Genomic DNA, 25,958 nt, shown 5'->3' on the forward strand with positions numbered 1-25,958 from the left:
CCTTATGGCCAATAATCATCGACTAAATCTATCAGTTTGACTAAAAAGTCATTTCGTTTTCGCTCAAGCTCAGCAACGGAACGTTCACCAGCATGTGTTTCACAGCCTGAGATGACCTTTTCCTTCAGTTCTTCTGTTAATTCGGGTGCTTCAAGTTTTGTCCACGGGAGCTTCAACGCTGGTCCAAATTGTTCGAGCATATGGCGCATCCCTTCAGAACCACCAGCTAAGTGGAACGTTAAAAACGGTCCCATTTGTGCCCAACGCAGCCCTGCTCCGTAAGTAATTGCTTTATCAACTTCTTCAGTTGTGGCAATCCCATCGTTGACAAGGTGAAGTGCTTCTCGCCAAATCGCTTCAATTAATCGGTCAGCGATAAAGCCTTCGATTTCTTTTTCGATAATCATCGGTTTCATTTGCAAAGATTCATAGAATGAGTAAGCTCGATTGATTGCTTGTATGTCTGTTTTTTCTCCGCCTACAAGTTCAACTAACGGTAATAAATAAACAGGGTTGAAAGGGTGAGCAACCGTTAACCGCTCAGGGTGCTTGAGATCTTCTTGAAGTTCAGTCGGCTTTAAGCCTGATGTGCTTGAAGCGATAATCGCATCACTTTTTGCGTGTTCGTCTATTTGAGCAAGCACACTCTTCTTAATATCAATACGCTCAGGGACGTTTTCTTGGATTAAATCAGCATCCGCAACAGCTTCTGCAAAAGTTGGAACGAAGGTAATTCGTTCCTTTGCAGCATTTTCTGCAATACCGAGCTCGGTAACAGAAGGCCAAGCGTTATCAATCGTCTCGTTCGTTCTTTTCTCAGCCCCGTCAGCAGGATCATAGGCGATGACGTCATATCCGTTCGCGAGAAATCTAGTAATCCAGCCGTTTCCGATGACACCTGTTCCGATGACGGCAACTTTTCGTATTTCTTGTTGTGTCATTACTTTTTGCCTCCACGTGGGTTTCTTAAGTTGTATGCTTCACGAGCTTCTTGCGGTGTCATAATCTCAATGTTTTGTGCTTGGATCATGCTTACTGCTTTATCGACGAGTTGTTCGTTTGAGGCTAACACGCCTTTTTTCAAATAAAGATTATCCTCTAATCCTACGCGGACATTTCCGCTGAGCTGAGCGACTTGAGCAGCCATCGGTAGCTGCATTCTGCCGATTCCGAATGCAGACCATTGTGCATGCTCAGGAATTCGACTTTTCATGTAAAGTAATGTTTCAATGTCTGCGTCAGCCCCCCAAGGGATCCCTAAACAAAATTGAAAAAATGGGTCTCCGTCAATCAATCCTTCTTGGATTAATTGGTTTGCGAAACGAATGTGACCAGTGTCAAAGCACTCAAGCTCTGGCTTCACACCACTTTTTTGCACGAGTTCAGCTTGCGTTCTTAACCAATCAGTCGGGCTCATATAAATCATGTCGCCAAAATTGACGCTCCCGCAATCGAGCGTGCACATTTCTGGGAGCAATTCACCAACTGGTTCATGACGTTCCTCTGGTGTTTGCATGTCCGTGCCATTTCCTCCAGCTGCAGGAGTAGCAAGGCTTGGAATGAAATCTCCCCCTCCGCCTGACGTAATGTTGATGATCACATCAGTTTCTGATTCGCGAATGCGGTCAACGATTTCACGGTAATGGTCAAGGTCGTGGCTAATCCCACCAGTCTCAGGATCGCGAGCGTGAACGTGTGCGACCGTCGCTCCAGCCTTTGCTGATTCAATGGCCGACTCCGCAATTTCTTTCGGTGTCACAGGAACATGGGGATTTTTATTTGCTGTATCACCAGCGCCAGTGACGGCAGCTGTTAACATTATTTTTTTTGCCATAATGATGTGCCTCCTTTTGTTTGAAAAAACATTTAAATGACTATACCATCCGGACGGTTCTGATTGAACGTTTATTAATGTACCATCCAGACGGTATTCTTTCAAGGCTATAAACAAGAACCTCACGTTTATTTGAACATGTAAATTCGCTTTCAAGCTTATGAGTGCAACGGTCGAATCAGGTCGATATTTTTTTGGAAAAAGGGATGATTAAAGGAGGATTGGAGTGGAAAGAGAAGAATAATGGTCGTGACCTATGCAAACTGTTGGAAAAATTGGTCAAGTATAGTATTGTTCAGTTATACGTAAAATAAGTAAATATAAACGTGTCATTGCTAATGAACCGTCTGAGTGGTATAGTAAAAATCGAAATTGTATTTTTTCAAAAGGGAGATTCTCCATATGAGTAAACAATCGACGAGAAAAATTGAGATTCTTAACGCTGCTTCTAAAATTGTTAGTGAAAAGGGAATCTTTAATTTAACACTTGAAGCAACGGCAAAAGAAGCAGGAATAAGTAAAGGTGGTTTACTGTATCACTTTCCTTCTAAAGAAGCATTAGTTCAAGGGATGGTAGATCATTTAGTAAACAATTATCAGCAAAAAATTGCGAACAATGTGGAAGATGACCCACTTGAAAAAGGTGCTTGGACGAGAGCGTTTTTAAACGTAACCTTTAATCAAGGATATCCAAATAATGATATGACATCAGGTCTCCTTGCAGCAAAAGCTGTCAAACCTGAATTGCTTGAACCGCTTCATAAAGCTTATGAAGATTGGCAGCACAATATTGAAAACGACGGCTTAGACCCGATTGATGCGACAATTATCCGCCTAGCAGCTGACGGCATCTGGTTATCGGATTTGTTAGAAACATACCAAATCGAAGAAGACCAAAAACGTGCCGTTTACAAGAGGCTGCATGAGTGGGTTCAAGATATGTACATGAAATCGAGTAAAAAAGAAAGAGAGTAGGACAAAGTACGACAAAAAGTACGACAACCAAAAATAACCAGGTGCCTGGCACCTGGTTATTTCTGGTTATGTTCTTTCGAGAGGACTATTTCGCTGTGCTTTGTTCTTTCATCCGGAGCTCGATGCGGCGGATTTTCCCTGATGTTGTTTTCGGGAGCTCATCGAGAAACTCAATTTTACGCGGATATTTGTAAGGCGCTGTTATGTTCTTCGTATGATCTTGCAGCTCTTTCACGAGTGCATCACCTGCAGATGCTTCACTCGGGTCCTTCAAGACGACATACGCTTTCACGATGTTGCCGCGTACTTCGTCTGGCGAGGCGACAACGGCACATTCGCGTACTGCCGGATGTTTAAGAAGCGCATCCTCAACTTCGAACGGACCGATCGTATATCCTGAACTAATAATGATGTCGTCACTGCGGCCTTCAAACCAAAAGTATCCATCCTCATCACGAGAGGCTTGGTCTCCGGTTAAATACCAGTCACCGCGGAAAGCAGCTTTAGTTCGTTCAGAATCTCGATAATACTCCTTAAACAAAGCCGGACAATCTTTATGGACGGCGATATCACCGACTTCACCGGTTTTAGCTGGCTGACCGAACTCATCGATAATTTCAACAGGATTACCTGGAGTCGGTTTTCCCATTGAACCAGGTTTAATGTCGAGCGATTGAGTCGTACATACGAGTAACGTATTTTCTGTTTGCCCGTATCCGTCTCGTAAATTAACATTAAATGCATTTGTAAATGCTTCAATTACTGGACGGTTCAGTGGTTCACCGGCAGAGACAGCACTCTTTAAGTGTGGCGCATCATAGGAGGATAAATCATCCACCTTTGCCATAAGCCGATATTCTGTCGGTGTACAGCATAGCACATTGATTTTTTCTTTTTCGATCATAGTTAAGTATGTGTGCGGATCGAAACCGCCGTGATAAACAAATGCGGTTGCTCCGAGCGTAATAGTCGATAGGAACGGACTCCAAATCCATTTTTGCCACCCTGGTGCAGCGGTAGCCCAAACGAGATCATTTTCCTCTACACAGAGCCATTCTTTCGCAGCTGTACGTACGTGCGCATACCCCCAGCCATGTGAATGGACGACGCCTTTCGGATTGCCTGTCGTACCAGATGTGTAGGATAAAAATGCGGTATCATCTCTTGACGTGAGCTCGCCTTCATAGGTAGTCGGCTGCTCAGCAGCTAAAGCTTCTAATGATTGCCAGCCATCTTCTTGTCCGCCGACAATTAATTTTTTCTTAAGCGCACGATGATTAACGTTGATTGCATTCACTTCGCCTGTCGTTTTATGGTAAGCGATGACCGCAGACGCATTCGCATGCTCAATCCGGTAAATTAAGTCTTTTTTACGAAGCATTTCTGAGCTTGGAATCGCAACGATCCCTGCTTTTAAACAAGCGAGGTATGTCATGTAAGCTTCAGGAATCCGCGGGAGAATAATGAGCACCTTATCTCCTTTTTGAATCCCTTGATTTTTTAGAGCAAGCGCGTATTGATTCGTTTTTTCGACGAGCTCTTTATACATAATGTTCCGCCGGTTCCCTTCACTGTCACACCAGCGGATCGCTTCGCGGTTCTCATCTCGCTCATAACGATCAAGCTCTTGGGAGATGTTGTATTGGATCGGTGCAATTAAATCTTCACGTTTCATTTGATGACTCCTCCTTTAAAAACTTGTGTTCATAGTATCTTTATTGCAAAGCACTCGTTGGCATGACTAAGTAATAGATGCTTGAGAAAAAGATAAAGACCGCAAGAACAGCCGCATATGCTTTCCACGAGGTAAACCCTTGTGTCGTTTCATGGATTTTGACGCAAATAAGGTACATCCAAACGACGCCAACTCCCATCATGAATAATGTAAAGACACTGTTCGCTGCTCCCGTTAACACTGGGAGGGCGAAAATGCCTGGAATGAGAGCGACAGACGTTGCTCGGTTCACCTCACTCATTTTTCCCGGTCCGCCAAAGCCTTTTGCTCCCGCCCATAATAAAACGGTCAAACCAATTTTTGTCAACCAAGCGGAAATGAGTCCGAATCCGATAAAGATGAGCGGGACGATAACCGTTCGCAGTAAACCAGATTCGAAGCTTGCAATAAACGTGGCATTGGCGATGATCCCGGCCACGCCGTAAGCGAGGCCGAGACATAAGACAATTAATTGGCTGATCAGTGCCACTTTTTGTTTTTGTAAAAAATGTTCGTACGCTGGACGATCAAGTAACATCATTTTTCCAATCATAGCTGTCTTCTCCTTCATAACTTACATATTCCAAGGCAATGCTGCCCAAATCGCAATAATTGTTGAAAAAACAACGGTAATGACTGCTCCGACTTTACTGTTATACCGTCGCGGATTGACGTCTTTCCAGCCGTGAATTCGTTCAATTAATTCATGGTCAGCCGCCGTCGTAAGTTTTGAGGCGAGACTTGGCATTCGATTTGTAATATACGAAATCACGATGAGTAAAATGAAGCTGATCGGAATCGCAAGCATTGCTCCGGACAAGCCCATTCCGTCTGTCACTTCATGACCGGTCAGGACGAAGCTCGGAAAAACGAAAGGTGAAATCGCAATATAGAGAACGCCACCGACAACGGAGGAAACGATCGCTCCGTACCGGTTCGCTTCTTTCCACCACACGCCAACGAGAATGAGCGGCGCAATTGTAACGCCAGCTAGGCCGAACGCCCAAAGGATACTGACGACGAGAAACGCTGGCGGGTTAATCGCTAACAAAATACTGACGATCCCTCCGCCAAAGATTGCGGCATAACCGAGTCGAACGCGCTTTTTCTCAGAAATACTCGGCTTTAATGTTGTAATGATGTCTTGTGACAACAAGGCGCCGATCGCAAGCAAATTGCCACTTAGTGTCGATAAGCCTGCCGATATTGCGGCTGCGATCACGAGGGCTGATACCCATTCAGGGTTGTAAACGAGATTTAAGATGATCGTCAGCTTGTCTGCATCAGCGGCAGAAATGGTCACTCCTTGTGTTTCTGTCGCAAAAACACCGACGAAGCCCATCGCATATGTCGCAGAGAAGACAAGACCGATGACGAAGGCAAACCAGACCATCGCAGAGCGGGCACTTTTTAAGCTCGATGCTGTGTAAATCCGCATCGCTAAGTGAGGGAGCCCGAGTGATCCGATCGTCAAGGCGATGAGACTGACGTACCATTTCGGTGAGTATTGATAATCAAAGAAATTAGGCATCGCTTCAAGCATCGCAGGTACCATGTCTGCGTATAGGAGCGGCGGGAAAAACCAGCCGCTTCCGCCCATTGCTTTCATAATCGCCCCAAGCGGAATGATAAACATAAGGGCAATGATCACCATTTGGATCGCAGCATTGTTTGATGCACCAGCCATGCCACCGATCGTAATGTAACCGACGATGATTAACCCGCCGACAATAAGTCCTGTTAAATATGGAATTCCGAGGACAGTTTCAAAAGCGAGGGCAATACCGATCATCTGGCCAAGTGCATACATAATGGAGACGAGAATCATAAACAGCGCTGCAATAATCGAAGCAGATACACCGTAACGATCGCGGACGAAGTGTGTAGGTGAAAAAGCCCCCATTCTCCGAAGCGAAGTTCCGTAAATAATCGTGATGAGCGGAATCGCTAAAATAAGCTGAATCCAGAGCATGATGAACGGCACTTGCAGCTGCAAAATAAGCGCTGTAATTCCAAGAAAGGTTGCTAAACTCATATATGTCGATGCCATCGCAAGACCATTCGTAAACGGTCCGACTGTGGCACCAGCGACGTATAAATCTGTAACAGACTTACTTTTCCGGTTTGATATGTAACCGACGAGATAAAATAATAAAAACGTTGCAACGATCGCGACTACACCTAATATTGGATTCGATAACTGCCAAGTTTCTTCTCCCATATCGCGTTAGGCCCCTTTCTCTCCCCGTTTTTTTAACTCAATGAGACTTTCTCTTTCAATGTCTTCATCAATTTGATTGCCCATCTTACTAGCAATGATCGTTAAAACGAAGATTCCGAACCAACCGGATAAAATCGGGACAATGTACATGATCGGAAAGCCAAAGAGCATCCCTTCCACTGGGAAGATCGAGAAGAAAAGACCGACATTTCCCGCGATAATAAACAGTGCTGACATGATGAGAGTAAAACGTACTTCCTTTTTATAAGCTTTCATGAATGACCTCCTTATAAAGGTTAGCTAATCTGACTAGTGAATTCTGAATCCAAACCCTGGATTTCGCTATTCTGATATCTGGATTCTGACTGATCGTTCAGTCATTAGTCACATGACTTAAGGCTTACAAAAATGTCTTTTTCCGTTCCCCTAAAAATCTCTTTTCATATCTTCGAAAACGAATTCGTCCGTGTAATCGCACTTTATTATAAACACCACTCCCTTCCAAAATAAGTAAAACATGCGAAATGTTATTGTTGTATTGTAAACGGTTTCAACTTCAAGTGTCAATATAGTTATTTAAATTTTTAGAAAATTAGTACAGGATTAGAAGATGGAGGTCACAAGTCTCGTTTTATGAAAGAACGATTAATCATTCCCCTTTTTCGTGAACGACTCGCAATGATCGACCATCTTCGTATACAATAGGGAAGGACAGGAATGTCATCGATCGTGATAGTATTCTTTTGCTTTGAGCGGACATATGATTCGTTATTTGTATAACATTGACTATTTTCAGGCTAAAAGGACAGGAGTTCCGTTAATAAGTAAAAAACGTGAGAAAAATACTGCATCAGCGATTGATAGCGGATCCAGTGGCCGTCAAACTTAAATAACTAGCCTTTTTGGCATCCATAGCGGATTCAATGGCCGCGTAAAAGTTTGGATGCGTTACTTACTTGAAGTGGGCTAGTGCTTCACGACAGTTTTTAAACGCGGATTTAAGAAAGGAAGAAGACAATGCAGCTAGGTGGAACATCAGGAGTCATTTATCGTGTAACAGACTGGATATTAAAGCTCGCATTTATTAATGTGATGTGGATCTTGTTTACGATTTTAGGACTAGGAGTTTTTGGATTTTATCCAGCATTCATCGCCATGACAGCGATGATCATTGCCTGGAAAAACGGAGAAGAGCCTCCGTATTTCAAAACCTTCTTCGACATATTTAAGCGTGACTTTTTAAAAGTAAATATGATTGCTCTAGTAGCCTTGATCCTAACAGGGATTTTATTTATGAACTTTTCAGTTATCGGTCATTTTCAAGGCTTTTTCTATTACATTTTCCTCGTCAGTACGTTGATGCTCGTCCTGTTACTTTGGTCGACACTCATTCTCGTCGCGATTGCTGTTGGCCAGTCCGACGAAGGAATAAATATACGTGTACATTTTAAACAAGCGTGGACGATGCTCGCGACAAACCCAATCAAGTTGCTCGCACTCGTTTTGACGATTGTCATCGTCATGCTAACCGTCTACTTCATACCGAGTATCGCCCCATTCTACAGCATGAGCATCATCGCATGGATCGCCGTGTTATTATTTTTGAGAAGCGCAAAACAATTACGAAAAACACATGACTGAAAAAACGTCATGTGTTTTTTAGTTAGTCGGATGAAGTGCGGGGAAGTTGCGTCGAAGAGTAGAGAAGTTGCGTCAAAGCGCAGAGAAGTTGCGCCAAAGCGCAGAGAAGTTGCGTCAAAGCGCAGAGAAGTTGCGCCAAACCACAGAGTTATTGCGTAAAACTGTCGAGTTACTACTACGACGAAATGCCAAGCAACTATGACGAACGACAAACCAATTACGACAAAAAACAGACATTGCGGACAAAACCTCATAATAGTTTTTAGAAAATTTAATTATTAAGCTTGTAAAAGTGGAGGGGTTATTTTATAATGAGAATAATTTAAATATCAGAATAATCGGATTATTAACCGTATATTCTCCTTTAACTATATACATTTTCATTAACTTGTTTTTTTTTATGAAATTTGATTAATCGTTTTACCAAAAATAGAAAAAGAGGTGAAAAGTGGTGGCAAGCTTAAAAGAAATAGCCAAAAAAGCGAATGTATCCGTCGCTACAGTATCAAATGTCATCAATAATAGAGGGCGAGTAGGAGAACAAACGCGGAATAAAATAAAAAAAATTATTGAAGATGCTGAATACAGACCGAATGAAATTGCGAAGAGCCTCAAAATCAAGAGAACTGGAACGATCGGTGTCATGGTAGAAGATATTTCCGTTTTCAATGCACCTGATATCGTCAATGGAATTCATGAAGCAGCTGAAAATAAAGGGTTAAACATCTTGTTGACAAATCTGCGGCTCTATAAAAAATTCGGAAATGATTTTCCTGAAATAGAGGAATGTAAAAGGCAAGCGACTTCTTTATATCATCAATTAATTGCAAACCAAGTTGAAGGAATTATTTACGTTGGGATCCATTCAAGAGATATAACTGGTCTGCTTCCTAATCCGAAAAAGAACATCGTCTATACATATTGCTACACGACAAACAAAGGTGATTATTCCGTTAATTATGATGATGAAGATGCATCATATAAAATCACACAGTATTTAATCAATAAAGGACATAAAAACATCGGGCTAATTAGTGGTTTAATTAATTCAGCTACTTCATATGCGCGTTTTCACGGTTATCAGAAGGCTCTTAGTTTAAATGAATTAGTTTTTAGGCCTGAGTCTGTCAAAACGGGAGACTGGAAATATGATTCTGGCTATTCGATGATGATAGATTTGTTGAAGCAAAAGAATACACCAACAGCGATCATTGCGATGAATGATTTAATGGCTGCAGGTGCGATTCAAGCGATAAAAGATAATGGGTATGAAGTTCCTCGTGATTTTTCAGTTGTTGGTTTTGATGATCGGGAGTTTAGTCAATATATATCGCCAACCATCACGACGATGTCATTACCACTAGAAGAAATGGGAAAAAAAGCAGTTGACATACTAGACGAATCAAGGAATGAACCTGAAATTGATCAAAAAAAATATAACTTAGCTTGCCAGCTTGTCGAGCGGGAGAGTGTGAAGGAATTAAATGAGTAATACCTTTCTTAAATAATGAAAACGCATTCAATTATTTCCTGGGAAAATTTGATGGTGAAATGACACGAAATGGCTGTACTTACATCATTGGGCATCACTTTCTTGAGGTTGATATAGAACTTTATTTCTTTTTATCCTTTCGTTATTTTCTACTTTGATGCTTTCTAGAAGTTTCATAGTAGAGAGTAAAATATAGTTTTATAAATTAAAAAGGAGGTCAAGAAGTTGAATAGAAATGTGCTCAGAAAGCTATATGCAGTCGCGACCATGTTAGGTTTAGCCGTGATTTTAGCAGCTTGTAATGGAGGGGAAGACGCGTCTGGTGATGAAACAGAACAGACTGACAATGGTGAAAATGGGGAAGCTGACAGCTCAGAGTCGATAACGATTCACATGGCCGTTTTTGAAAATGATCCTAATGGAATGATGGCAAATGCGCGGCAAAAATTTAATGAGGAACATAGCAATATCGATATAGAATTTGTAGAAATGTCAAATGATGCTTCACAAATGCATGACCAAACAGTTACACAGTTATCAGCAGGAGCGGCTAACTTAGATATTGTCAATATGGATGTCGTATGGACAGCAGAATTTGCAGAAGCAGGCTGGTTAGTTCCGCTTGATGATAAATTTACCGAAGATATGCAAGCCGACTATGTAGAACGTCAAGTTGACGCCGTTAAATATAATGATGAAACTTGGGCTGTCCCATGGTTTAACGATTTACATCCATTATGGTATCGAACAGATTTACTAGATGAGTATGGGTTTGACGTTCCGGATACTTATGAAGAGGCAGTAGAGATTGCACAAACGATTCAAGAAGGTGAAGGAATACAAGGATTCACAATGCACTGGGGGCGCTCTGAACAATTAATTGTTAGTTTTACAGAGTTTTTGCATGCTAACGGCGGAGACTTCTTTGATGAAAATGGAAACGTTATCATCAATAGTCCAGAAGCAGTAGATGCCCTTCAATTTATGGTAGACATGATTTATGAATATGAAGTTGTATCCCCATCGGCCATCGGCCATACAACGCCAGATGATTCAAGAATTCCTTTTACTCAAGGGCAGTCGGTCTTTAATCCAAACTGGGGTTACGTTTATTCGATTAACCAGGAAGACGGTTCAGCAGTAAAAGATCAGACATGGGTTGCAAGTAACTTTATGTTTGAGGGCGGACAGAAAGCGAATGCTGTAGGTGGCTGGAATTTCGCGATTTCCAATAGCTCAAATCATATTGATGAAGCATGGGAAGTCATTAAATGGTTTACTTCATTTGAAAATCAAAAAGAAATGCTAGTAGGCGGAGGTTATGCTGGAACACAGTTAGATTTATATGAGGATGAAGATGTAATCGACTCAAATCCACATTTAGAAGAATATTTACGCGTTTTTGACGATGCATCAAATCGACCAAGTCACCCGGAATATTCAAGAATGTCAGATATTGCACAGTCTTATATCCACCAAGCTCTTTCACAAGATTTAACCCCACAAGAAGCACTGGACCAACTTGCAGATGAACTAGAAGACATCGGATAAAATGGTAGATGGTTGGGACATGATGTCCTGACCATCTAATAAGGGAGTTTTTACTTTGAATAAAAAATACTTACCTTACTTATTATTGGTTCCTGTATTTTCTATGATCATAGTCGTTGTTTTAATTCCCTTATTAACAACGATTATCTATAGTTTTCAATCTTATAGCTTAACGAATCAAGAGGACCAAACGACGTTCATTGGTTTACAGAACTACATTACCTTGTTTCAAAGCAGCCGGTTCATTTCTTCTCTCATTACGAGTTTCATTTATATAGCTGGAAGTGTTGCAGGAATGTTGATTCTCGGTTTAATTACTGCACAACTAGCAAATCAAGCATTTAGAGGAAGGTCGATTTTCCGAGCTACTATTTTACTTCCATGGGCAGTAGCACCAGTCGTTGCTGCACAAGCGTGGAAATTCATGTTTGAAACCGACTTTGGCATCATCAATCATCTGTTAACTGGTATCGGATTGATAGAAAGAAATATACCGTGGCTCGTTTCATCTGATTATGCGATGTTAGGTGTCATCACGACAAATGTTTGGAAAACGACTCCATTGCTTACGTTAATTATCGTTTCAGGATTACAGACGATACCGAGGGATTTGTATGAAAGTGCTGAAATTGATGGTGCAAATTCGATTAGAAAATATTTCTACATAACTTTACCATTAATTAAGCCTTTTATTATTATGGGGTTAATTTTTACAACATTACAGACGATCAATGTCATTGATATTATTTACGTCATGACTGGCGGTGGACCAGGTGAGGCGACAGAAATTTTTACATTATACAATTATAAAGTGTTCTTCCAGTATCTTGATTTTGGTTTAGGTGGAGCGATGGCGGTAACAGGAGTCACGTTAATCAGTGTTTTAATATTCATTTACAGCAGAAACATGAACAAACAAGTAAACACCTAATCAAAATGAAGAAGGGAGGAATAGGAATGAAAAATAAATTAGGATTGTTCTTCTGGATCGGATTAATCGTCATTGTTTGTATCAATATCATCCCTTATTTATGGACAATATTAACGTCGATGAAACAGCCGAATGAAATTTATGATGTGAAAGTTTTTCCGAACGAATTTTTCTTAGATAATTATTTAGCGGTTATTTTTGAAAGCAATTTTATGACGAACATATGGAATAGTTTTGTCGTATCTGCAACGACCGCCTTAATCTGTATTTTGATTGGTGTTCCTGCAGCATATGCATTTGCCCGATTAAAATTCAAGTTTCAAAACACGTTATTTATGTTAGTTTTATTTATTACGATTTTTCCAGGTATTTTTATTATCAGTCCATTATTCGACTTTTTAAGCCGGATCGGGGCAATTGACACTTACTTAGCTCTTATCATTCCTTACGTTGCCTATTTCACCCCGTTAGTCGTTTGGATTTTAACCGGGTATTTTAAAACGATCCCATCAGCAATTGAAGAAGTCGCAATTATGGATGGTTGCAGCATTTTTAAGCTTATTTTACGTATTATTTTACCGCTATCTTTACCTGGAATATTAACTGTCGGGATTATAGCGTTTACGTTAGCTTGGAATGAATTTATGTTTGCTTTAATTTTTACTTCTTCAAATAGTGCGAGAACAGTCCCGGTAGCAATTTCACAATTTCAAGGGATACACTCGTTAAATTGGGGACAAATGACAGCTGCTGCAATCGTCGCAACGATACCGATCGTTTTAATATCGATCGCGTTACAAAAATATATTATTAGCGGCCTCACTGCAGGATCGATAAAGGAATAAAACGCTTAATAGATAAGACTTTACCGCTTATTAACAATGCAAAGAATAGTAAAAGGAGAGGGAGGCTTTGCTATTCTTTGTTATTGCTTGATTTTCAATTTTCATGAAAAGACTCTACTGATTTACTCCATTTACAACTACTGATGAACCTGCTTTACACGGTTCATTCATTCTTCCATCCAAGACCCACATAATGACACCGCGCGAATACACTGAGAACTCACATTCAATGACTATCAACATCAACAAATTGACCTAGATATTCTTACAAATTTACATGCTATTTTTAGGGGGTGATTCGATCGGGTAGGAACCATATGTTTTTAGGTTAATCGTTTAACTTAGTTAAAGGGGATCAACTCTCCTCATAGGAAGGAGGTTGGTCTTATGGTGTGGTGTAACTAATGATTTGGTGAGACGGTGTGAAAGAATCTAGTAAGGAGGAGAAAGAGTTGAAAACATTGTATAAGAAATCAGTCATATTCGTATTGATTGCTTTACTATTAATCTCAAGTATACCGACTACCATTTTTGCTGCCGACAATTCGGAAACACCTGATGTATATACTTACAAAGATTATCCTGGTATACCTGAGGCTGTTGATCCAGGAACACCTGAATACAGCGGCGAAGAGAATCCAGTTCCAGAAGAACCTGTTCCATATGACCCTTCTAGCAGTATGCTTGAAGATATTTACGAGGCAAATCTAGCAGCTGGAGGAGAAGAATTTTGGTTCGATGAAATTCTTGAACGAACAGGTGCAGCTGGTGGAACTGATTTGTTTACACGTGGAAGAGCACTATATATGTTTGTTCACAACCCGAGTGTGCTTGGATTTGCTGGTGGATATGCATACCGTGAAATGCCTTCTGGAAGTGAACGGGACATGTATACGATTACGTTATCTGACACATCACTTTCAGAGGATTCCTCAGAACGAAAACAATACCCAAGCTATTGGACGAGCGAGCATCATGGAGATGATGTGCGTATTGAACAGAAAAAGTTCATTACTCATAACAATGTGGCGGTGACCATTTTAAATATGACGAATACGAGTGATGATAGTTTGACAAAAACGCTCACCGTTTCGTCTCCTCTAGTAGATACACCTTCAGAAGATGGGACCGAGTTAACGGGGGTTCAAACGGCTAGATTTGATTTAACAACGATGTATCCTCGTTTGAGTGGTGATGGATTAACTGTTGACGATTCAGATTTAACGAGATCAATTACGTTAGAACCGGGAGAATCGACGACAGTAAAAATTCAAATGGGTGTCACGACAGAAGAAATACCAGAATCAACAACTGATTATGAAAGGTTTGCACAATATGATCCAAATACGGCATTTTCGACTCACCTAGATGAGTACAATCAATTCTGGCATGAAAATGTGCCGTATATCGACATTGACGATGAAAATATTAAAAAAATGTCTTATTACAGAACGTTTTTGAATCGTTTTAATTATTTAGATGCAAATATCCCCGGCAATGATTTTCAGTTCCCAGTATCGATTGAGGGGGTTCTCGGTTATAATAACGCGATTCAGTTGACTCAACCGATGCATATGCAAGATTTAAAGTATTTTAGAGATCCATTATTTTCATACGGGAATTGGGTGTCATCAGGAGAAAGCTCAAAATTCTCTGCCTTTCAAGATAACCCAGGCGATCCAAATAATTGGAATAACACATATGCCCAATGGATTGCAGATGAAGCTTGGGAATCTTATAAAGTCCACGGTGGAGATTTAGATATACTCGAAAACCTTGCCCGCTATACAGAAGGGGATATATACGGACAGTTAGAAAAATATGACACGGAAGAAAATTACCTCGTTCAGTATGATTGGGGATCTTTAACAGGGAATGATGCAGATGCTGTTGCCTTAAACTGGAGAGATAGAGACCAAGATCGAACAGATCAAAGTTCATTTAACTATTCAGGAGCGAGAGCAGCGGCTGAAATTTATGAAATACTTGGTAACGAAGAAAAAGCACAGGAAATGACTGAGCTTGCTGACAACATTCAACAGGCTATGCTAGACATATTGTGGGACGATTCAGAAGGGGATAACGGAAAGGTATTTAAGCAAAGAGACATTGAGTCAGGTGAATTAGTACCATGGAAAGACCAGCAAAACTGGTCACCATTCACTCATGGAGTTGTCCCGACTGATACCGATGAGTATATTGAAGCACTTCGGTTTTATGCAGATGCAGAACAGTTCCCAATTATGCCGTTTTTTACTGCGAACCAGTATGATAAACAGTTAGCTGTTGAAGCAGGAAGAGGAGGAACGAATAACTTCTCGAATATAAATTCTACACTTCAGTCAAGACTTTTTTCAGAAGCTATTAGAGAGTATCCGTCAGAATACATTTCACCTGAAATGTACAGAAAGCTGATCGAATGGCTGACGTGGACTCAATATATCGATGGCGATAATCGCTATCCAAACAATGAAGAGTTTTGGAATAGCTATAATGAAGAAACACAAACGATCGAATACAGATCATGGATTCCTCATAACATTCTTGGAGCATATAACTTCTCGATCATTGAGGATATTGCCGGGATGCAGCCAAGGCTGGATGATACGTTGGAACTTTGGCCAATCAATATGGGCTATGAATATTTTACAGTGAACAACTTAAGATATCACGATAGCGACTTGACGATTGTATGGGATGAACCGAATGGAACGCAACATTATGAGAATGCTCCAGAAGGTTATTCAGTCTATTTAGATGGACAACTCGTTTTTACAGTTAGTGAACTTGTTCACCTTACGTATGATCCTGCAACAGGAGATGTCACAATTGAAGATGAAAACAGCGATGCAGACATTTTGTTCAATGAAGCAAAAGAAGATACGTTTAAGGAAGCAACAGATGTCAGTTTGAAGAGCAATGAAAGAGCAGTCGATATGTTTCAAAAAGCAGGTGTTGACCTTTCTGAAGAAACAGGAGGATTAGAAAATCTTGCACAAGGTAAAGATGTATCGGCTTCTTACACTGCTGTCGGTTCTAACCCGGAAGATATGACAGCGGCAGAAAATGCAGTGAATGGCTTTACTGTCAGCGGGCTGCCAACAACTCGAGGAAGCCATTATGCAGCACCAAATCCGATTTGGGGAACGAAAGGTTCACCAAACGAGCAAGATTGGTTTGAAGTAGATTTCGGTGAAGAAACATCTTTTGATAACGTAAAACTGTATTTTTACAATGACAAACATGAAAATAACTACCGAGAACCGTTATATTATATGGTTCAATACTACGACGGCTCAGAGTGGGTAACCGTACCGAATCAGAAACAGAGCCCGCTTCAGGCAAACTTTAATGAAGTGAAATTTAATACGATTACAGCGGAAAAAATGAGAGTATTGATGACACCTTATCCAGGTGTTGATATGGGGCTGAAAGAAATCCAAGTTTTTGAAACAGGTATCGAAGTCCCCATTGAAGAAAATCAGGCACCGGAAGTTGAAATATTTATTGACAACAATTTTGACCAGCCGATGCAAAAACAATTATATGCGACAGTGAGAGACGACGGTCAAGAGTTCGATTTCCCTGAATTAACTTGGGACGTAGAATCAGGACCTGGCACTGTTATATTCTCAGACCCGAATTCGATTACTACCATTGCGAATTTTTCCGAAGAAGGAACTTACACGCTCTCACTCTCAGCTTTTGATGGTGAATATACGACGACTGCAGAAATTGAAGTAGAAGTCGAAATGACATTTGTCAATTTAGCGAGGAGCGCAACGCCATCAACGTCATTTGTCTCTTCATGGGAAGATATCAATGCGATAAACAACGGTATTGACCCTGAAAGCTCGACAGATAAAACGGGTGGTGCTTATGGAAATTGGAATCACCCTTCTGAAACTCAGTGGGTTCAATATACGTGGGAAGATGAGGTCGTCATCAACCAGTCAGATGTGTATTGGTGGACAGATGGTGGCGGTATTCAAATGCCTCAATCGTATGAACTTGAGTATCTTGATTCCGATGGGAATTGGCAGGACGTAGAAGTGATCTCAGGGTTAGAAGTAGAGCCAGACGAATATAACACAACGACATTTGAACCTGTAAAAACAACAGCGCTAAGAATGACGATCACAAGGGGCAATCAATGGACAGGCATATTAGAATGGAAAGTATTTGAGCCTCCGTATACGTTAGAGCCAGAAGACGTGAAAGTCCGTGTTATGACTGGAGAGGAACCTGAACTACCAGAAACCGTGACGAAAGTATACAACCATATCGGGATTACCCACGAAGTTGGGGTTACGTGGGAATCTCTTAGTGAAGAACAACTAGAAGAAACTGATGTGAGCTACGACATCTCTGGAGCTTTAGACTCCTCACATGAAATGATTCAAGGAACAGTGTATATAAGAAGTGAACCTCGATCCAGCATACAAATTAATACAGTAGAAGAAGAAAATCTAATTACGTTAGAAGGAAACGAGCCAAGATTACCGTCCTTCGTAGAAGTACTGTATAACGATGGATCTCGGGATAACTTATTTGCTGAAGTCACTTGGGATTCAATCGACCCATCCGAGTATTCTGAACCTGGTGAGTTTACAGTAGAAGGTACGGTTGAAGGCACAAACCTACCTGCGGTTGCAAACATAACAGTGCTAGAGTTGTGGTCAGATGTTTCTAGGATTATCCCTAAACGAGTAACAACGAATGTCGGAGTAGAACCAGACCTTCCATCTACTGTATCGTTAGTACTTGAGGATGACAGTACGATCGCGAGGGAGGTCACTTGGGATTCGATTGACCCATCCGAATATGAAGAAGTCGGGGAATTTACGGTTAGTGGCTCCGTTTTTGGAACAGACATTGAGGCAGAAGCACATGTAACGGTAGCGTTGACAGTCGATTCGTTTAATCAGTTACTAGATGAAGCAAAAGATTATTCAAATGAGTACTATATTTACACAGAAGACTCGTTTGGAGCATTGCAAGATGCAATCGAGACAGCAGAAAGTCTAGACTTAGACGAGCTGTCAGAAGAAGAACTATACGATGCCTACACGATGTTACAATCGGCAATTGATAGTTTAGAAGAAATCGCTACAACGTTTGACAATCTAGCACACTTAACAGAGACGTTCATAGTAGAAAATGATGCTCCAGGATCAGACGGGATTATTAACGCGTTAGTGAAAAAGCTAGAGAATGCTGAAAAGGCAAGTGATCAAGGAGATACTGAGGAAGCGAACGATTTATTACAATCGTATATCGACCAAGTAATCTCACAAACAGATCGCAGTATAACAGCTGAGCAAGCCGACGTATTCATTTGGTGGGCAGAACAATTAATGCTTGAAGAGTAATTTCCAAAAACTTTCTTGGTTCTTGTTATCACATGCTTATAATTAGACCCGCATTCCACGGACGACTTTGAAAAGCCTCATTATAGTTGGGGCTTTTCTTTTTGGAAAAAATGTGTGTAACGCTCGTTTTTCAAATAAAAGAGGCTAAACTGGAAAAGACGACTGTGCCAAAGTGTCTGATCGTTTAGCCTCATAAACTATTTTTTTGGAATCCAAACTTTCATTGCTCCTGGATCACGATTATCCCAAGCGTAATAGGGGACTGCAGTGAGTTCGACATCCTTTTCTTTTGGCAGATCTGGATTGTACAAGTTGTCATGATCTGCGGAACTTTCTAAAGCTTTAGCATTTCCGGTAATTTTCACTATGCCGCCTAATAATTGCTCATCATATTCAGCTCTTAACTCCTCCTCAGTTGGCAGAATGATATTGTGGATATGATGTTGATTGTCGACACCTTCAATGCAATAAACGAGAGGACCTCTTTGTATCGCGACATGATTGACATTTTGTCTCACTTGAGGATGCGAATACATTTTTTCAACAGCCATCGGCAGCACTAACGTAACATTGTCTTCGCTGCTCCACGTTTTGTCGATCATCACATACCCTTTATGACTATTACTTTGAATATCAATCGTTTTGCCGTTAACAACTAGTTTTGCATCTCTACACCATTGCGGTATTCTAAGTTTCAGTTTGAATGCAGTAGGGTTTTGAACGTTTATTGAAAAATCAATTTGTCCTTCCCATGGATAATTGGATGTTTGATGTAAAGTAACGTGTTCATTTTTTATATCGAAACGAGCAGTACTATCAATATAAAGGTGGACATTAATCGACTGGTTGTCATAAGAGTAAATATATTCTCCGAGTGAGGCGAGTAACCTTGAGATATTTGGCGGACAACAAGAAACTCCGAACCACTCTGCGCGATGAATATCACCTATACTAGCTAACGGGTTATTGTAAAAGTACTTTTTACCATCTAACGACACACCGCTCATCACTCCATTGTATAAAGCACGTTCCATTAAATCAGCATACTTTCGATTACAATCCAGCTGCAGCATTCGATGATTCCAAAATACTAACCCGATTGCTGCGCATGTTTCCGCGTACGATGTTTCATTTGGAAGGTCATAATCAAAAGTAAAGCCTTCATGCTTCGCTTCAGACCCAATGCCCGCAGTAATGTACATATTTTTACTATGTAAGCTGTGCCATAATTTTTCACAAGCTATCTTTAACTCTTCATCACCTAATTCATGCGCTAAGTCAGCCATCGCACAATATAAATACATAGCTCTGACAGAATGACCTACAACTTTGTCTTGCTCCCGAACAGGTTTGTGTGATTGATTATATTCCTTTAAATGATCAAATGTCTTGAAAACATCGTCAAAGTAACCTTTTATATGTTTTTGTTCTTCGTCAAAGTAGTGCGGTTCTTTTCCTCTCTCATCAATAAAAAATTTAGATAGCTTTAAATATTTGTCATTATGAGTGACACGATAAAGTTTGACAAGCGCTAATTCAATTTCCTCATGACCAGGATACCCCTTTAGTTTTCCAGGCTCTGGGCCAAAAACAGTGTCAATATAATCTGCATATTTACTAACGATATGAAGCAGTGACTTCTTTTTTGTCGCCTTATAATGTGCAACACCAGCTTCAATTAAATGACCTGCACAATATAACTCATGGGAGTCACGTAAATCTTTCCAACGGTTTTCCGGACATACGAGCGTCACATACGAGTTCAAATATCCATCAGGCTGCTGCGCCTTTTCAAGTAAGTCAATGACCTGATCGATTAATTCATCAAGTTGTGGATCGTAGTACTTCGCAAGACTATAGCTGCCAGCTTCAATCCATTTCGCAATGTCAGAATCCCAAAATGGATGAGGCTCCGGCGAATCAGGATTTAACTTTAATGCATCAACTCGCCCAGTATCTACACACTGTTTATATTGAAAAGGAATTGTCTGTTCTCGATTTATGTCAATTCTAGGCTTCCAAAAGTTATCACTAATGTCCACCTTTGATAGAGCTAAAGGAATATACTTCTCTTTTTCTAATTTCATGCAACCACTCCCATTCAAAAATTGTAAGTCGGGTTTAAACATGATGCGTATTCATTTGATGATGATAGATTAAAGATAGATTAAAGATAGATTAATCGTTTAACCTATGTACAGTATAATGGTTCATAGTCGCAAATGTCAAATAATTCTGTCATTTAGATTTTGTGGTGTATAAAATTGGAGTTGCTGCGGTATAGAGCGGAGAAGTTGCGTGTAAGCAAGGAGAAGTTGCGTCAAAGCAAAGAGAAGTTGCGTCAAAGCATGGAGAAGTTGCGCCCAAGCAAAGAGAAGTTGCGCCCAAGCAAAGAGAAGTTGGACTTCTGTCAAGAAAGTGGACACCTGATAAACGGGATTTAAATCTTCTAAATCCTACCGCACTGCGTTTGGTTAGACTTTCTAAAGGAATCAGGTAAATTTCCTACCTGATCCTTTAGAAAGCCTGCGAGATATTTATGAAACATTTTGAGATCCAAATAAATAGTAATTGCTCTCAAATTGACTAGGCGAAAAATAACCTAATGTAGAGTGCTTTCTATTTGTGTTGTAACGACTACTAATATAATAATTAATTGATTTTATTGCTTCTTCTCTGGTTTTAAAGCGCCGTCTATAAATATGTTCTTTTTTAATAGTTGCGTGAAATGATTCTATACACGCATTGTCATAAGGGTCCCCTTTGCGGCTCATGCTTAGCTTACAATCTTTCGATTGTAATAAATCTACATAGTCTTTTGAACAGTATTGAGAACCTCTATCTGAGTGATGTATGAGATTTTCAGATGGATTTCTATTTATAAAGGCCATATTTAAAGCTTTAATAGTTAGATCCTTTTTCATATGTTTGTCCATACTCCAACCAACTATTTTTCGAGAGAAAAGATCCATAATACTTGCCAGATAGACCCAACCTTCAAGTGTACGAACGTAAGTGATATCAGAAACCCAAACTCGATCTGGTTCTTCTACTTTGAAATCACGCTGTAATAAATCCGGGTACACTTTCAAATCATGATTTGAATCTGTTGTTGTCACAATATACTTTCCTTCTGGAGACGCTTTTAACCCGAGCTTTTTCATGTATCGTCCAACAGTTTTTTTAGAAATAGTATACCCCCATTCGACTAAGTCTTTGTGTACTCTGGGGCTACCGTAAGTTCCTTCACTTTCATGAAATGACTTACAGATTTTTTGTTTAATTTCTCTTTTTAATTTTTCCTTCTCAGACTCGAGCTGTTCTTGTAATTGACGCCACTTATAGTAACCGCTTTTTGAAACACCAAGGACCTTGCACATCTTCACAATAGAGAATTCTTTTCGGTGTGTATGAATAAAAGAAAACTTTACTCCTGGCCTTTGGTGAAGATGTGCATTGCCTTTTTTAATATTTCATTTTCCTCTTCCATATCACGCAACTTTTTTTCATAGTCACGTTTCAACTTCTTAAATTCAGAAGGAGTAATATATTCTTTTTCTTGCTTGGGACCATACTTCTTTTCTCTATAATTGGATATCCAACGAGACATCGTTGATGAAGGGATCTCTAGCTCGTATGATACCTCACTCATTTTACGTCCTTCATCAACCACCATCTTCGCCACGTACTCTTTATATTCTAGTGAGTATTGTTTTGACATGTGGACACGTCCTTTTAAATGGATTGTTTTAACAGTATGCCCATTTTTCCGTGTCCACTTTTTAGACTAACTTTAAAGTTGCGTCAAACCGAGGAGAAGTTGCGCCTAACCGAGGAGAAGTTGCGTCCAAAAGCAGAGAAGTTGCGTGAAAGCATGGAGAAGTTGCGTCAAAGTGCGGAGAAGTTGCGCCAAAGCACGGAGAAGTTGCGTCAAAGCAAGGAGAAGTTGCGTCAAAGCAAGGAGAAGTTGCGTGAAAGCACGGAGAAGTTGCGTCAAAGCAAAGAGAAGTTGCGCCTAAACGTAGAGAAGTTGCGCCAAACCTGTAAGTAACTACGACGAAATGCCGAGCAGCTTCGGTAGCAAATTTCTGGTAGCAATTTTTCCATATATACAATATAATAATTAGTACATTACATCAGTAATGCACTACCCTACATAAAGAGGAGGGGTGAGATGTTTGCTCCAGTCAAATGGCACAAAACCGATTTATATTCAAATTGCAGAGTGGCTTGAAACAGAAATATTAAATGGACAATTAACGACTGACAGTAAAGTTTTTTCTCAGTATCAATTAGCAGAGATGTTTACGATTAATCCAGCTACAGCGGCAAAGGGGCTTAATGTTCTTGCTGATGACGGAATTTTATATAAAAAGAGGGGGCTCGGTATGTTCGTTGCGGAGGGAGCACGAGAAAAGATATTAACGAAGCGGAAATCAAACACACTCGTTCAGATGATCGATAACTTAGTGCAAGAAGCAGATTATCTCGGGGTCCCGCATGAAGAGCTAGTTCGGATGATGAAAGCAGCAGAAAAGCGAAGAAAGGAAGAGAAACAATGACAGTCATTGCATGTGAAAAAGTATCGAAAGCCTTTCACCGTCAGAAAGCATTGAACGACGTATCGTTTAAGATCCGAGAAAATACGATCACGGGTGTTATTGGAAGAAATGGTGCAGGGAAAACAACGCTGCTGGAGATGATTGCAGGGTTGAAGAAGCCAACATCAGGATCGATTGAAGTTTTAGGGCAAAATCCGTTTAACAATTTATTCGTATCTGCAAATAGTATTTTCATAGATGATCTGATGGCTTTTCCAGATTCGATGAATGTAGATGAAATTTTGACAATGGCAGCGATGTTTTACCCGAATTGGGATGAGAAGATTGCAAGAGGTCTATTAAACTACTTTCAGATTAATGAAAAACAACGTCATAAACATTTATCCAAAGGAAAAACAAGTACTTTCAATGCCATCATCGGTATTGCTTCAAGGTGTCCGGTTACGATTTTTGACGAACCGACAACGGGCATGGATGAATCGGTGCGACGTGATTTTTACAGAGCGCTCTTAAAAGATTACTTAGAAATGCCGCGAACCGTGCTGATCTCGAGTCACCATGTTAATGAAATAGAAGATTTACTCGAAAATTTGCTGCTCATTCATAACGGCAAGGTCCATCTCCACGAATCGATGGATGAGATGAAGCAGTATGTAATAAAAGTCACTGGTCCGGTCGAAGCCGTCAGGGAAGTAACGAAAGGAAAGCTTGTGTTACATGAAGAAGGGCCGACACCTAACCACCAGACAGCAGTCATTCGCGTCGACGGCTCCAAAATCGATGAGAGAGATTGGCGCAACAAAGGCTTAAAAGTGACATATGCCACACCAGGAGAGGTGTGTGTTTATTTGACACAGCATCAGAGAGGAGGAATCGACGATGTCTACCGTCGCACCTAAAACCTCAGATATTGTAAAAAAGTTATTGCTGTATAAATTCCAGTCCTATGTAGGTGTTATATGGACATTAATGACGTTACAGGGCATTGGAATTTTGTTTTCAATGAACGGAGTAGGTCAAGCTGGATTTAGTATGTCCGGCATGCGAATAGATTCTATTCTATACAACGCGAATATGGTTTTTACCTTTACAATGCTTTGGATATTCATATCAGCGATTATCATCACAACGAAGGCGAACCAGCTCGATGATTACACCTTTATAACAACTCGTAAAACGAGTAACATAGCGAACGGGTTATTTTTAATTGTTGCTGCCTTATTCGGTGCGTTGACGTCGATGTTATCAAGTGCACTCATTCGTGTAATATATTCCATTTTTGGTGGAGAAGGAATAACACTGGCTGTCACATACAGTGTCAGTGACTGGTTATTAGGTTTTTGGACTGCATTCTTTTATCTCGTTTTCCTAGCTGCAGCAGGGTATTTTATCGGGATGATTTTTCAATTGCATGTTTTTATCCGTACGGTCGTCGTCATTTTGATAATCAGCGCATTTTTCGGTGCGAGCATAAGCGGTAATGTCGTCGAAGCCATTTTTGTTTTTATATTCCAAGAGTCAAATTTTATTCTTTTTGCCCTGAAAACGACGGTTAGCGCAGGGATCCTCTTTGTGGCTACACTTTTGTTTACTGAAAAAATGGAGGTGAGATCATGATCCAAATTATTATTATAAATGTCCTGATCTTAGTTGCCATATTATTCGTTGTAAGAAAGGTCGCAATGATTCCTAGCAAAAAAATAGGTGTTAAGACAATCTACAAAGTTTTCGCCGCTTATATCGGCCTCCTCCTATTAGCAGTTCCTATTTCATACGTGTTGAGTGCGAACGAAGAAATGCCTGAGATTGTCTCAATGGAAGATAAAGTCCTTGAAGAAGATGAGGCAGAAAAAGGAGCACTCATTCAAGCTGGAGAAGTAGAGACAATTTTATCTGACTATCGAGCTCAACGAGAAGTATTTCAGCTTAACGGTGATACACTGACATGGACATCGGCACTTTCAGAATACACTACATTTGATCTATATGTGGAAGAAACTTCAGAACTCACTTCAGAGTTTGAGGTGGTGCACATATACCCAAAGCTAATTATTACGAACATGGATCTAACGCAATATTATCCAAATGTCGACTTAATAATGGATGACGATCTGTTAACGATTCGTACAGAAAATGATATTGAGGTTCATATGAAAATGTTTGACTACGAATTTATCATCAACCAATTCCGAGACAGTGAAATCTATAGTTGGGGTTTATCAGGTGGTAGCTCTGAAGGACCGCACACCCTTTGGATCCGAGTTCCAGAAGGTACTGTACTGAATAGTGTCGAAACCGAAACCCCATTTCATTTCCAGTACAAATAATATAGCGTAGCTGCCAGAGGAAACCTTGCTTATCGCAAGGTTTCCTTTCGTTAGTGCGCCCAGCATGGGTGTAATCTATAGGGTGAAAGTCCCGAACCACGAAGGCAGAAGTAGTGGTTAGCCAAACGCAAGGGTGTCCATGGTGACGTGGAATCTGAAGGAAGCGAGCGGCAGACCTCCGGTCTGAGGAACACGAACTTCATATGAGGCTAGGTATCACGGGATGAGTTTGCTAAACAAAACAAAGTCCGTTCTGCCGAAGGTGGTACAGAGTAAATGAAGCAGATAGGTGGAGGGAAAGAGTGCACTCTTACCTGGGGAGGCCTGGCTGTAACGCCAAGCTCACTTGGTAACCTATTTAGTGATAAATAGCTGAACAGTCAGGCGTCAGCAGAGGCCATAGTACTTTGAATGACCTAGAGATTTAAGGGAAGGGCCGAATCATTTAAGAAGAATTAGCGCTGGGCGTACGTATTACTCAATGAAGCAGAAA

The 25,958-nt window shown here is 40.5% G+C and carries 23 protein-coding genes; 13 read left to right on the top strand and 10 right to left on the bottom strand.

All coding sequences use genetic code 11. From position 1 onward, the window contains the following. Window positions 1-2: 2 nt before the first annotated feature. Together CD001_RS09235 and CD001_RS09240 are read right to left on the bottom strand one after the other, a co-directional pair. Entirely contained in the window at window positions 3-941 is a 939-nt protein-coding gene (locus CD001_RS09235; protein WP_096187221.1) for an L-carnitine dehydrogenase, read from the bottom strand. Beyond that, window positions 941-1,834 carry a BKACE family enzyme gene (locus tag CD001_RS09240; protein WP_096187222.1) on the bottom strand — a complete coding sequence of 298 codons (894 nt, stop codon included), beginning with the start codon at window positions 1,832-1,834 and terminating at the stop codon, window positions 941-943. The genes CD001_RS09235 and CD001_RS09240 overlap by 1 nt, the downstream gene beginning before the upstream one ends. Before the next feature lie 402 nt (window positions 1,835-2,236). On the opposite strand from CD001_RS09240, the gene CD001_RS09245 reads away from it, so the two are divergent. Further along, a complete protein-coding gene (locus tag CD001_RS09245; protein WP_096187223.1) occupies window positions 2,237-2,809 on the top strand; it encodes a TetR/AcrR family transcriptional regulator in 573 nt (190 codons plus the stop codon). Window positions 2,810-2,894: 85 nt separating this feature from the next. Here CD001_RS09245 and mbcS read toward each other — a convergent pair whose 3' ends face one another. The 4 genes from mbcS to CD001_RS09265 are packed head-to-tail and all read right to left on the bottom strand — an operon-like array spanning window position 2,895 to window position 7,020. Beyond that, window positions 2,895-4,484: an acyl-CoA synthetase MbcS gene (mbcS, locus tag CD001_RS09250; RefSeq protein WP_096187224.1), complete on the bottom strand. Its 1,590-nt coding sequence runs from the start codon at window positions 4,482-4,484 to the stop codon at window positions 2,895-2,897. A gap of 40 nt (window positions 4,485-4,524) precedes the next feature. Further along, entirely contained in the window at window positions 4,525-5,076 is a 552-nt protein-coding gene (locus CD001_RS09255; protein WP_096187225.1) for a hypothetical protein, read from the bottom strand. A gap of 21 nt (window positions 5,077-5,097) precedes the next feature. Continuing rightward, on the bottom strand, window positions 5,098-6,744 hold the full coding sequence (locus CD001_RS09260; protein ID WP_096187226.1) for a solute symporter family protein: 1,647 nt from the start codon (window positions 6,742-6,744) through the stop codon (window positions 5,098-5,100). A gap of 6 nt (window positions 6,745-6,750) precedes the next feature. After that, window positions 6,751-7,020, bottom strand: coding sequence for a hypothetical protein (locus CD001_RS09265; RefSeq protein ID WP_096187227.1), 270 nt, complete (start codon window positions 7,018-7,020; stop codon window positions 6,751-6,753). Window positions 7,021-7,761: 741 nt separating this feature from the next. On the opposite strand from CD001_RS09265, the gene CD001_RS09270 reads away from it, so the two are divergent. The 7 genes from CD001_RS09270 to CD001_RS09295 all read left to right on the top strand — a co-directional run bounded on the left by CD001_RS09270 (window position 7,762) and on the right by CD001_RS09295 (window position 18,576). Then, entirely contained in the window at window positions 7,762-8,385 is a 624-nt protein-coding gene (locus CD001_RS09270) for a YesL family protein (protein ID WP_096187228.1), read from the top strand. 46 nt (window positions 8,386-8,431) lie between these two features. Beyond that, a complete protein-coding gene (locus tag CD001_RS26360) occupies window positions 8,432-8,587 on the top strand; it encodes a hypothetical protein (protein ID WP_179298680.1) in 156 nt (51 codons plus the stop codon). 249 nt (window positions 8,588-8,836) lie between these two features. After that, window positions 8,837-9,877, top strand: coding sequence for a LacI family DNA-binding transcriptional regulator (locus tag CD001_RS09275; RefSeq protein WP_096190541.1), 1,041 nt, complete (start codon window positions 8,837-8,839; stop codon window positions 9,875-9,877). A 225-nt stretch (window positions 9,878-10,102) separates the two neighbouring features. After that, on the top strand, window positions 10,103-11,428 hold the full coding sequence (locus tag CD001_RS09280) for an ABC transporter substrate-binding protein (protein WP_257009758.1): 1,326 nt from the start codon (window positions 10,103-10,105) through the stop codon (window positions 11,426-11,428). 55 nt (window positions 11,429-11,483) lie between these two features. Continuing rightward, window positions 11,484-12,359 carry a carbohydrate ABC transporter permease gene (locus CD001_RS09285; RefSeq protein ID WP_096187229.1) on the top strand — a complete coding sequence of 292 codons (876 nt, stop codon included), beginning with the start codon at window positions 11,484-11,486 and terminating at the stop codon, window positions 12,357-12,359. Between the two features lie 26 nt (window positions 12,360-12,385). Beyond that, on the top strand, window positions 12,386-13,204 hold the full coding sequence (locus tag CD001_RS09290; protein ID WP_179298681.1) for a carbohydrate ABC transporter permease: 819 nt from the start codon (window positions 12,386-12,388) through the stop codon (window positions 13,202-13,204). Window positions 13,205-13,656: 452 nt separating this feature from the next. Then, window positions 13,657-18,576: an Ig-like domain-containing protein gene (locus tag CD001_RS09295; RefSeq protein WP_096187231.1), complete on the top strand. Its 4,920-nt coding sequence runs from the start codon at window positions 13,657-13,659 to the stop codon at window positions 18,574-18,576. A gap of 197 nt (window positions 18,577-18,773) precedes the next feature. Here the strand turns inward: CD001_RS09295 and CD001_RS09300 are convergent, their stop codons facing one another. Further along, window positions 18,774-20,663 carry a glycoside hydrolase family 127 protein gene (locus CD001_RS09300; protein ID WP_096187232.1) on the bottom strand — a complete coding sequence of 630 codons (1,890 nt, stop codon included), beginning with the start codon at window positions 20,661-20,663 and terminating at the stop codon, window positions 18,774-18,776. Window positions 20,664-20,840: 177 nt separating this feature from the next. On the opposite strand from CD001_RS09300, the gene CD001_RS25970 reads away from it, so the two are divergent. Then, complete coding sequence (locus CD001_RS25970; protein ID WP_142303565.1) at window positions 20,841-21,020, top strand: hypothetical protein; 180 nt, start codon at window positions 20,841-20,843, stop codon at window positions 21,018-21,020. A 93-nt stretch (window positions 21,021-21,113) separates the two neighbouring features. Here the strand turns inward: CD001_RS25970 and CD001_RS09310 are convergent, their stop codons facing one another. From CD001_RS09310 to CD001_RS27270, 3 genes are all read right to left on the bottom strand, one after another. Continuing rightward, a complete protein-coding gene (locus tag CD001_RS09310) occupies window positions 21,114-22,046 on the bottom strand; it encodes an IS3 family transposase (RefSeq protein ID WP_142303566.1) in 933 nt (310 codons plus the stop codon). Continuing rightward, window positions 22,004-22,297 (bottom strand): transposase, encoded by a 294-nt coding sequence (locus CD001_RS09315; protein WP_096187235.1) that lies wholly within the window; start codon window positions 22,295-22,297, stop codon window positions 22,004-22,006. The genes CD001_RS09310 and CD001_RS09315 overlap by 43 nt, the downstream gene beginning before the upstream one ends. A gap of 61 nt (window positions 22,298-22,358) precedes the next feature. Then, a complete protein-coding gene (locus CD001_RS27270) occupies window positions 22,359-22,691 on the bottom strand; it encodes a hypothetical protein (protein ID WP_179298682.1) in 333 nt (110 codons plus the stop codon). A 63-nt stretch (window positions 22,692-22,754) separates the two neighbouring features. Here CD001_RS27270 and CD001_RS09325 point away from each other — a divergent pair, with 63 nt between their 5' ends. The 4 genes from CD001_RS09325 to CD001_RS09340 are packed head-to-tail and all read left to right on the top strand — an operon-like array spanning window position 22,755 to window position 25,465. Beyond that, a complete protein-coding gene (locus CD001_RS09325; protein WP_096187237.1) occupies window positions 22,755-23,138 on the top strand; it encodes a GntR family transcriptional regulator in 384 nt (127 codons plus the stop codon). Next, complete coding sequence (locus tag CD001_RS09330; RefSeq protein WP_096187238.1) at window positions 23,135-24,037, top strand: ATP-binding cassette domain-containing protein; 903 nt, start codon at window positions 23,135-23,137, stop codon at window positions 24,035-24,037. The genes CD001_RS09325 and CD001_RS09330 overlap by 4 nt, the downstream gene beginning before the upstream one ends. Next, entirely contained in the window at window positions 24,018-24,755 is a 738-nt protein-coding gene (locus CD001_RS09335) for a hypothetical protein (RefSeq protein WP_096187239.1), read from the top strand. Before CD001_RS09330 ends, CD001_RS09335 begins: the two co-directional genes overlap by 20 nt. Continuing rightward, window positions 24,752-25,465, top strand: a complete 714-nt coding sequence (locus CD001_RS09340) for a hypothetical protein (protein WP_096187240.1) — start codon at window positions 24,752-24,754, stop codon at window positions 25,463-25,465. Before CD001_RS09335 ends, CD001_RS09340 begins: the two co-directional genes overlap by 4 nt. Window positions 25,466-25,958 lie beyond the last annotated feature (493 nt).

The sequence above is a fragment of the Evansella halocellulosilytica genome (assembly GCF_002335745.1).
Lineage (GTDB): Bacteria > Bacillota > Bacilli > Bacillales > Salisediminibacteriaceae > Bacillus_CA > Bacillus_CA halocellulosilytica.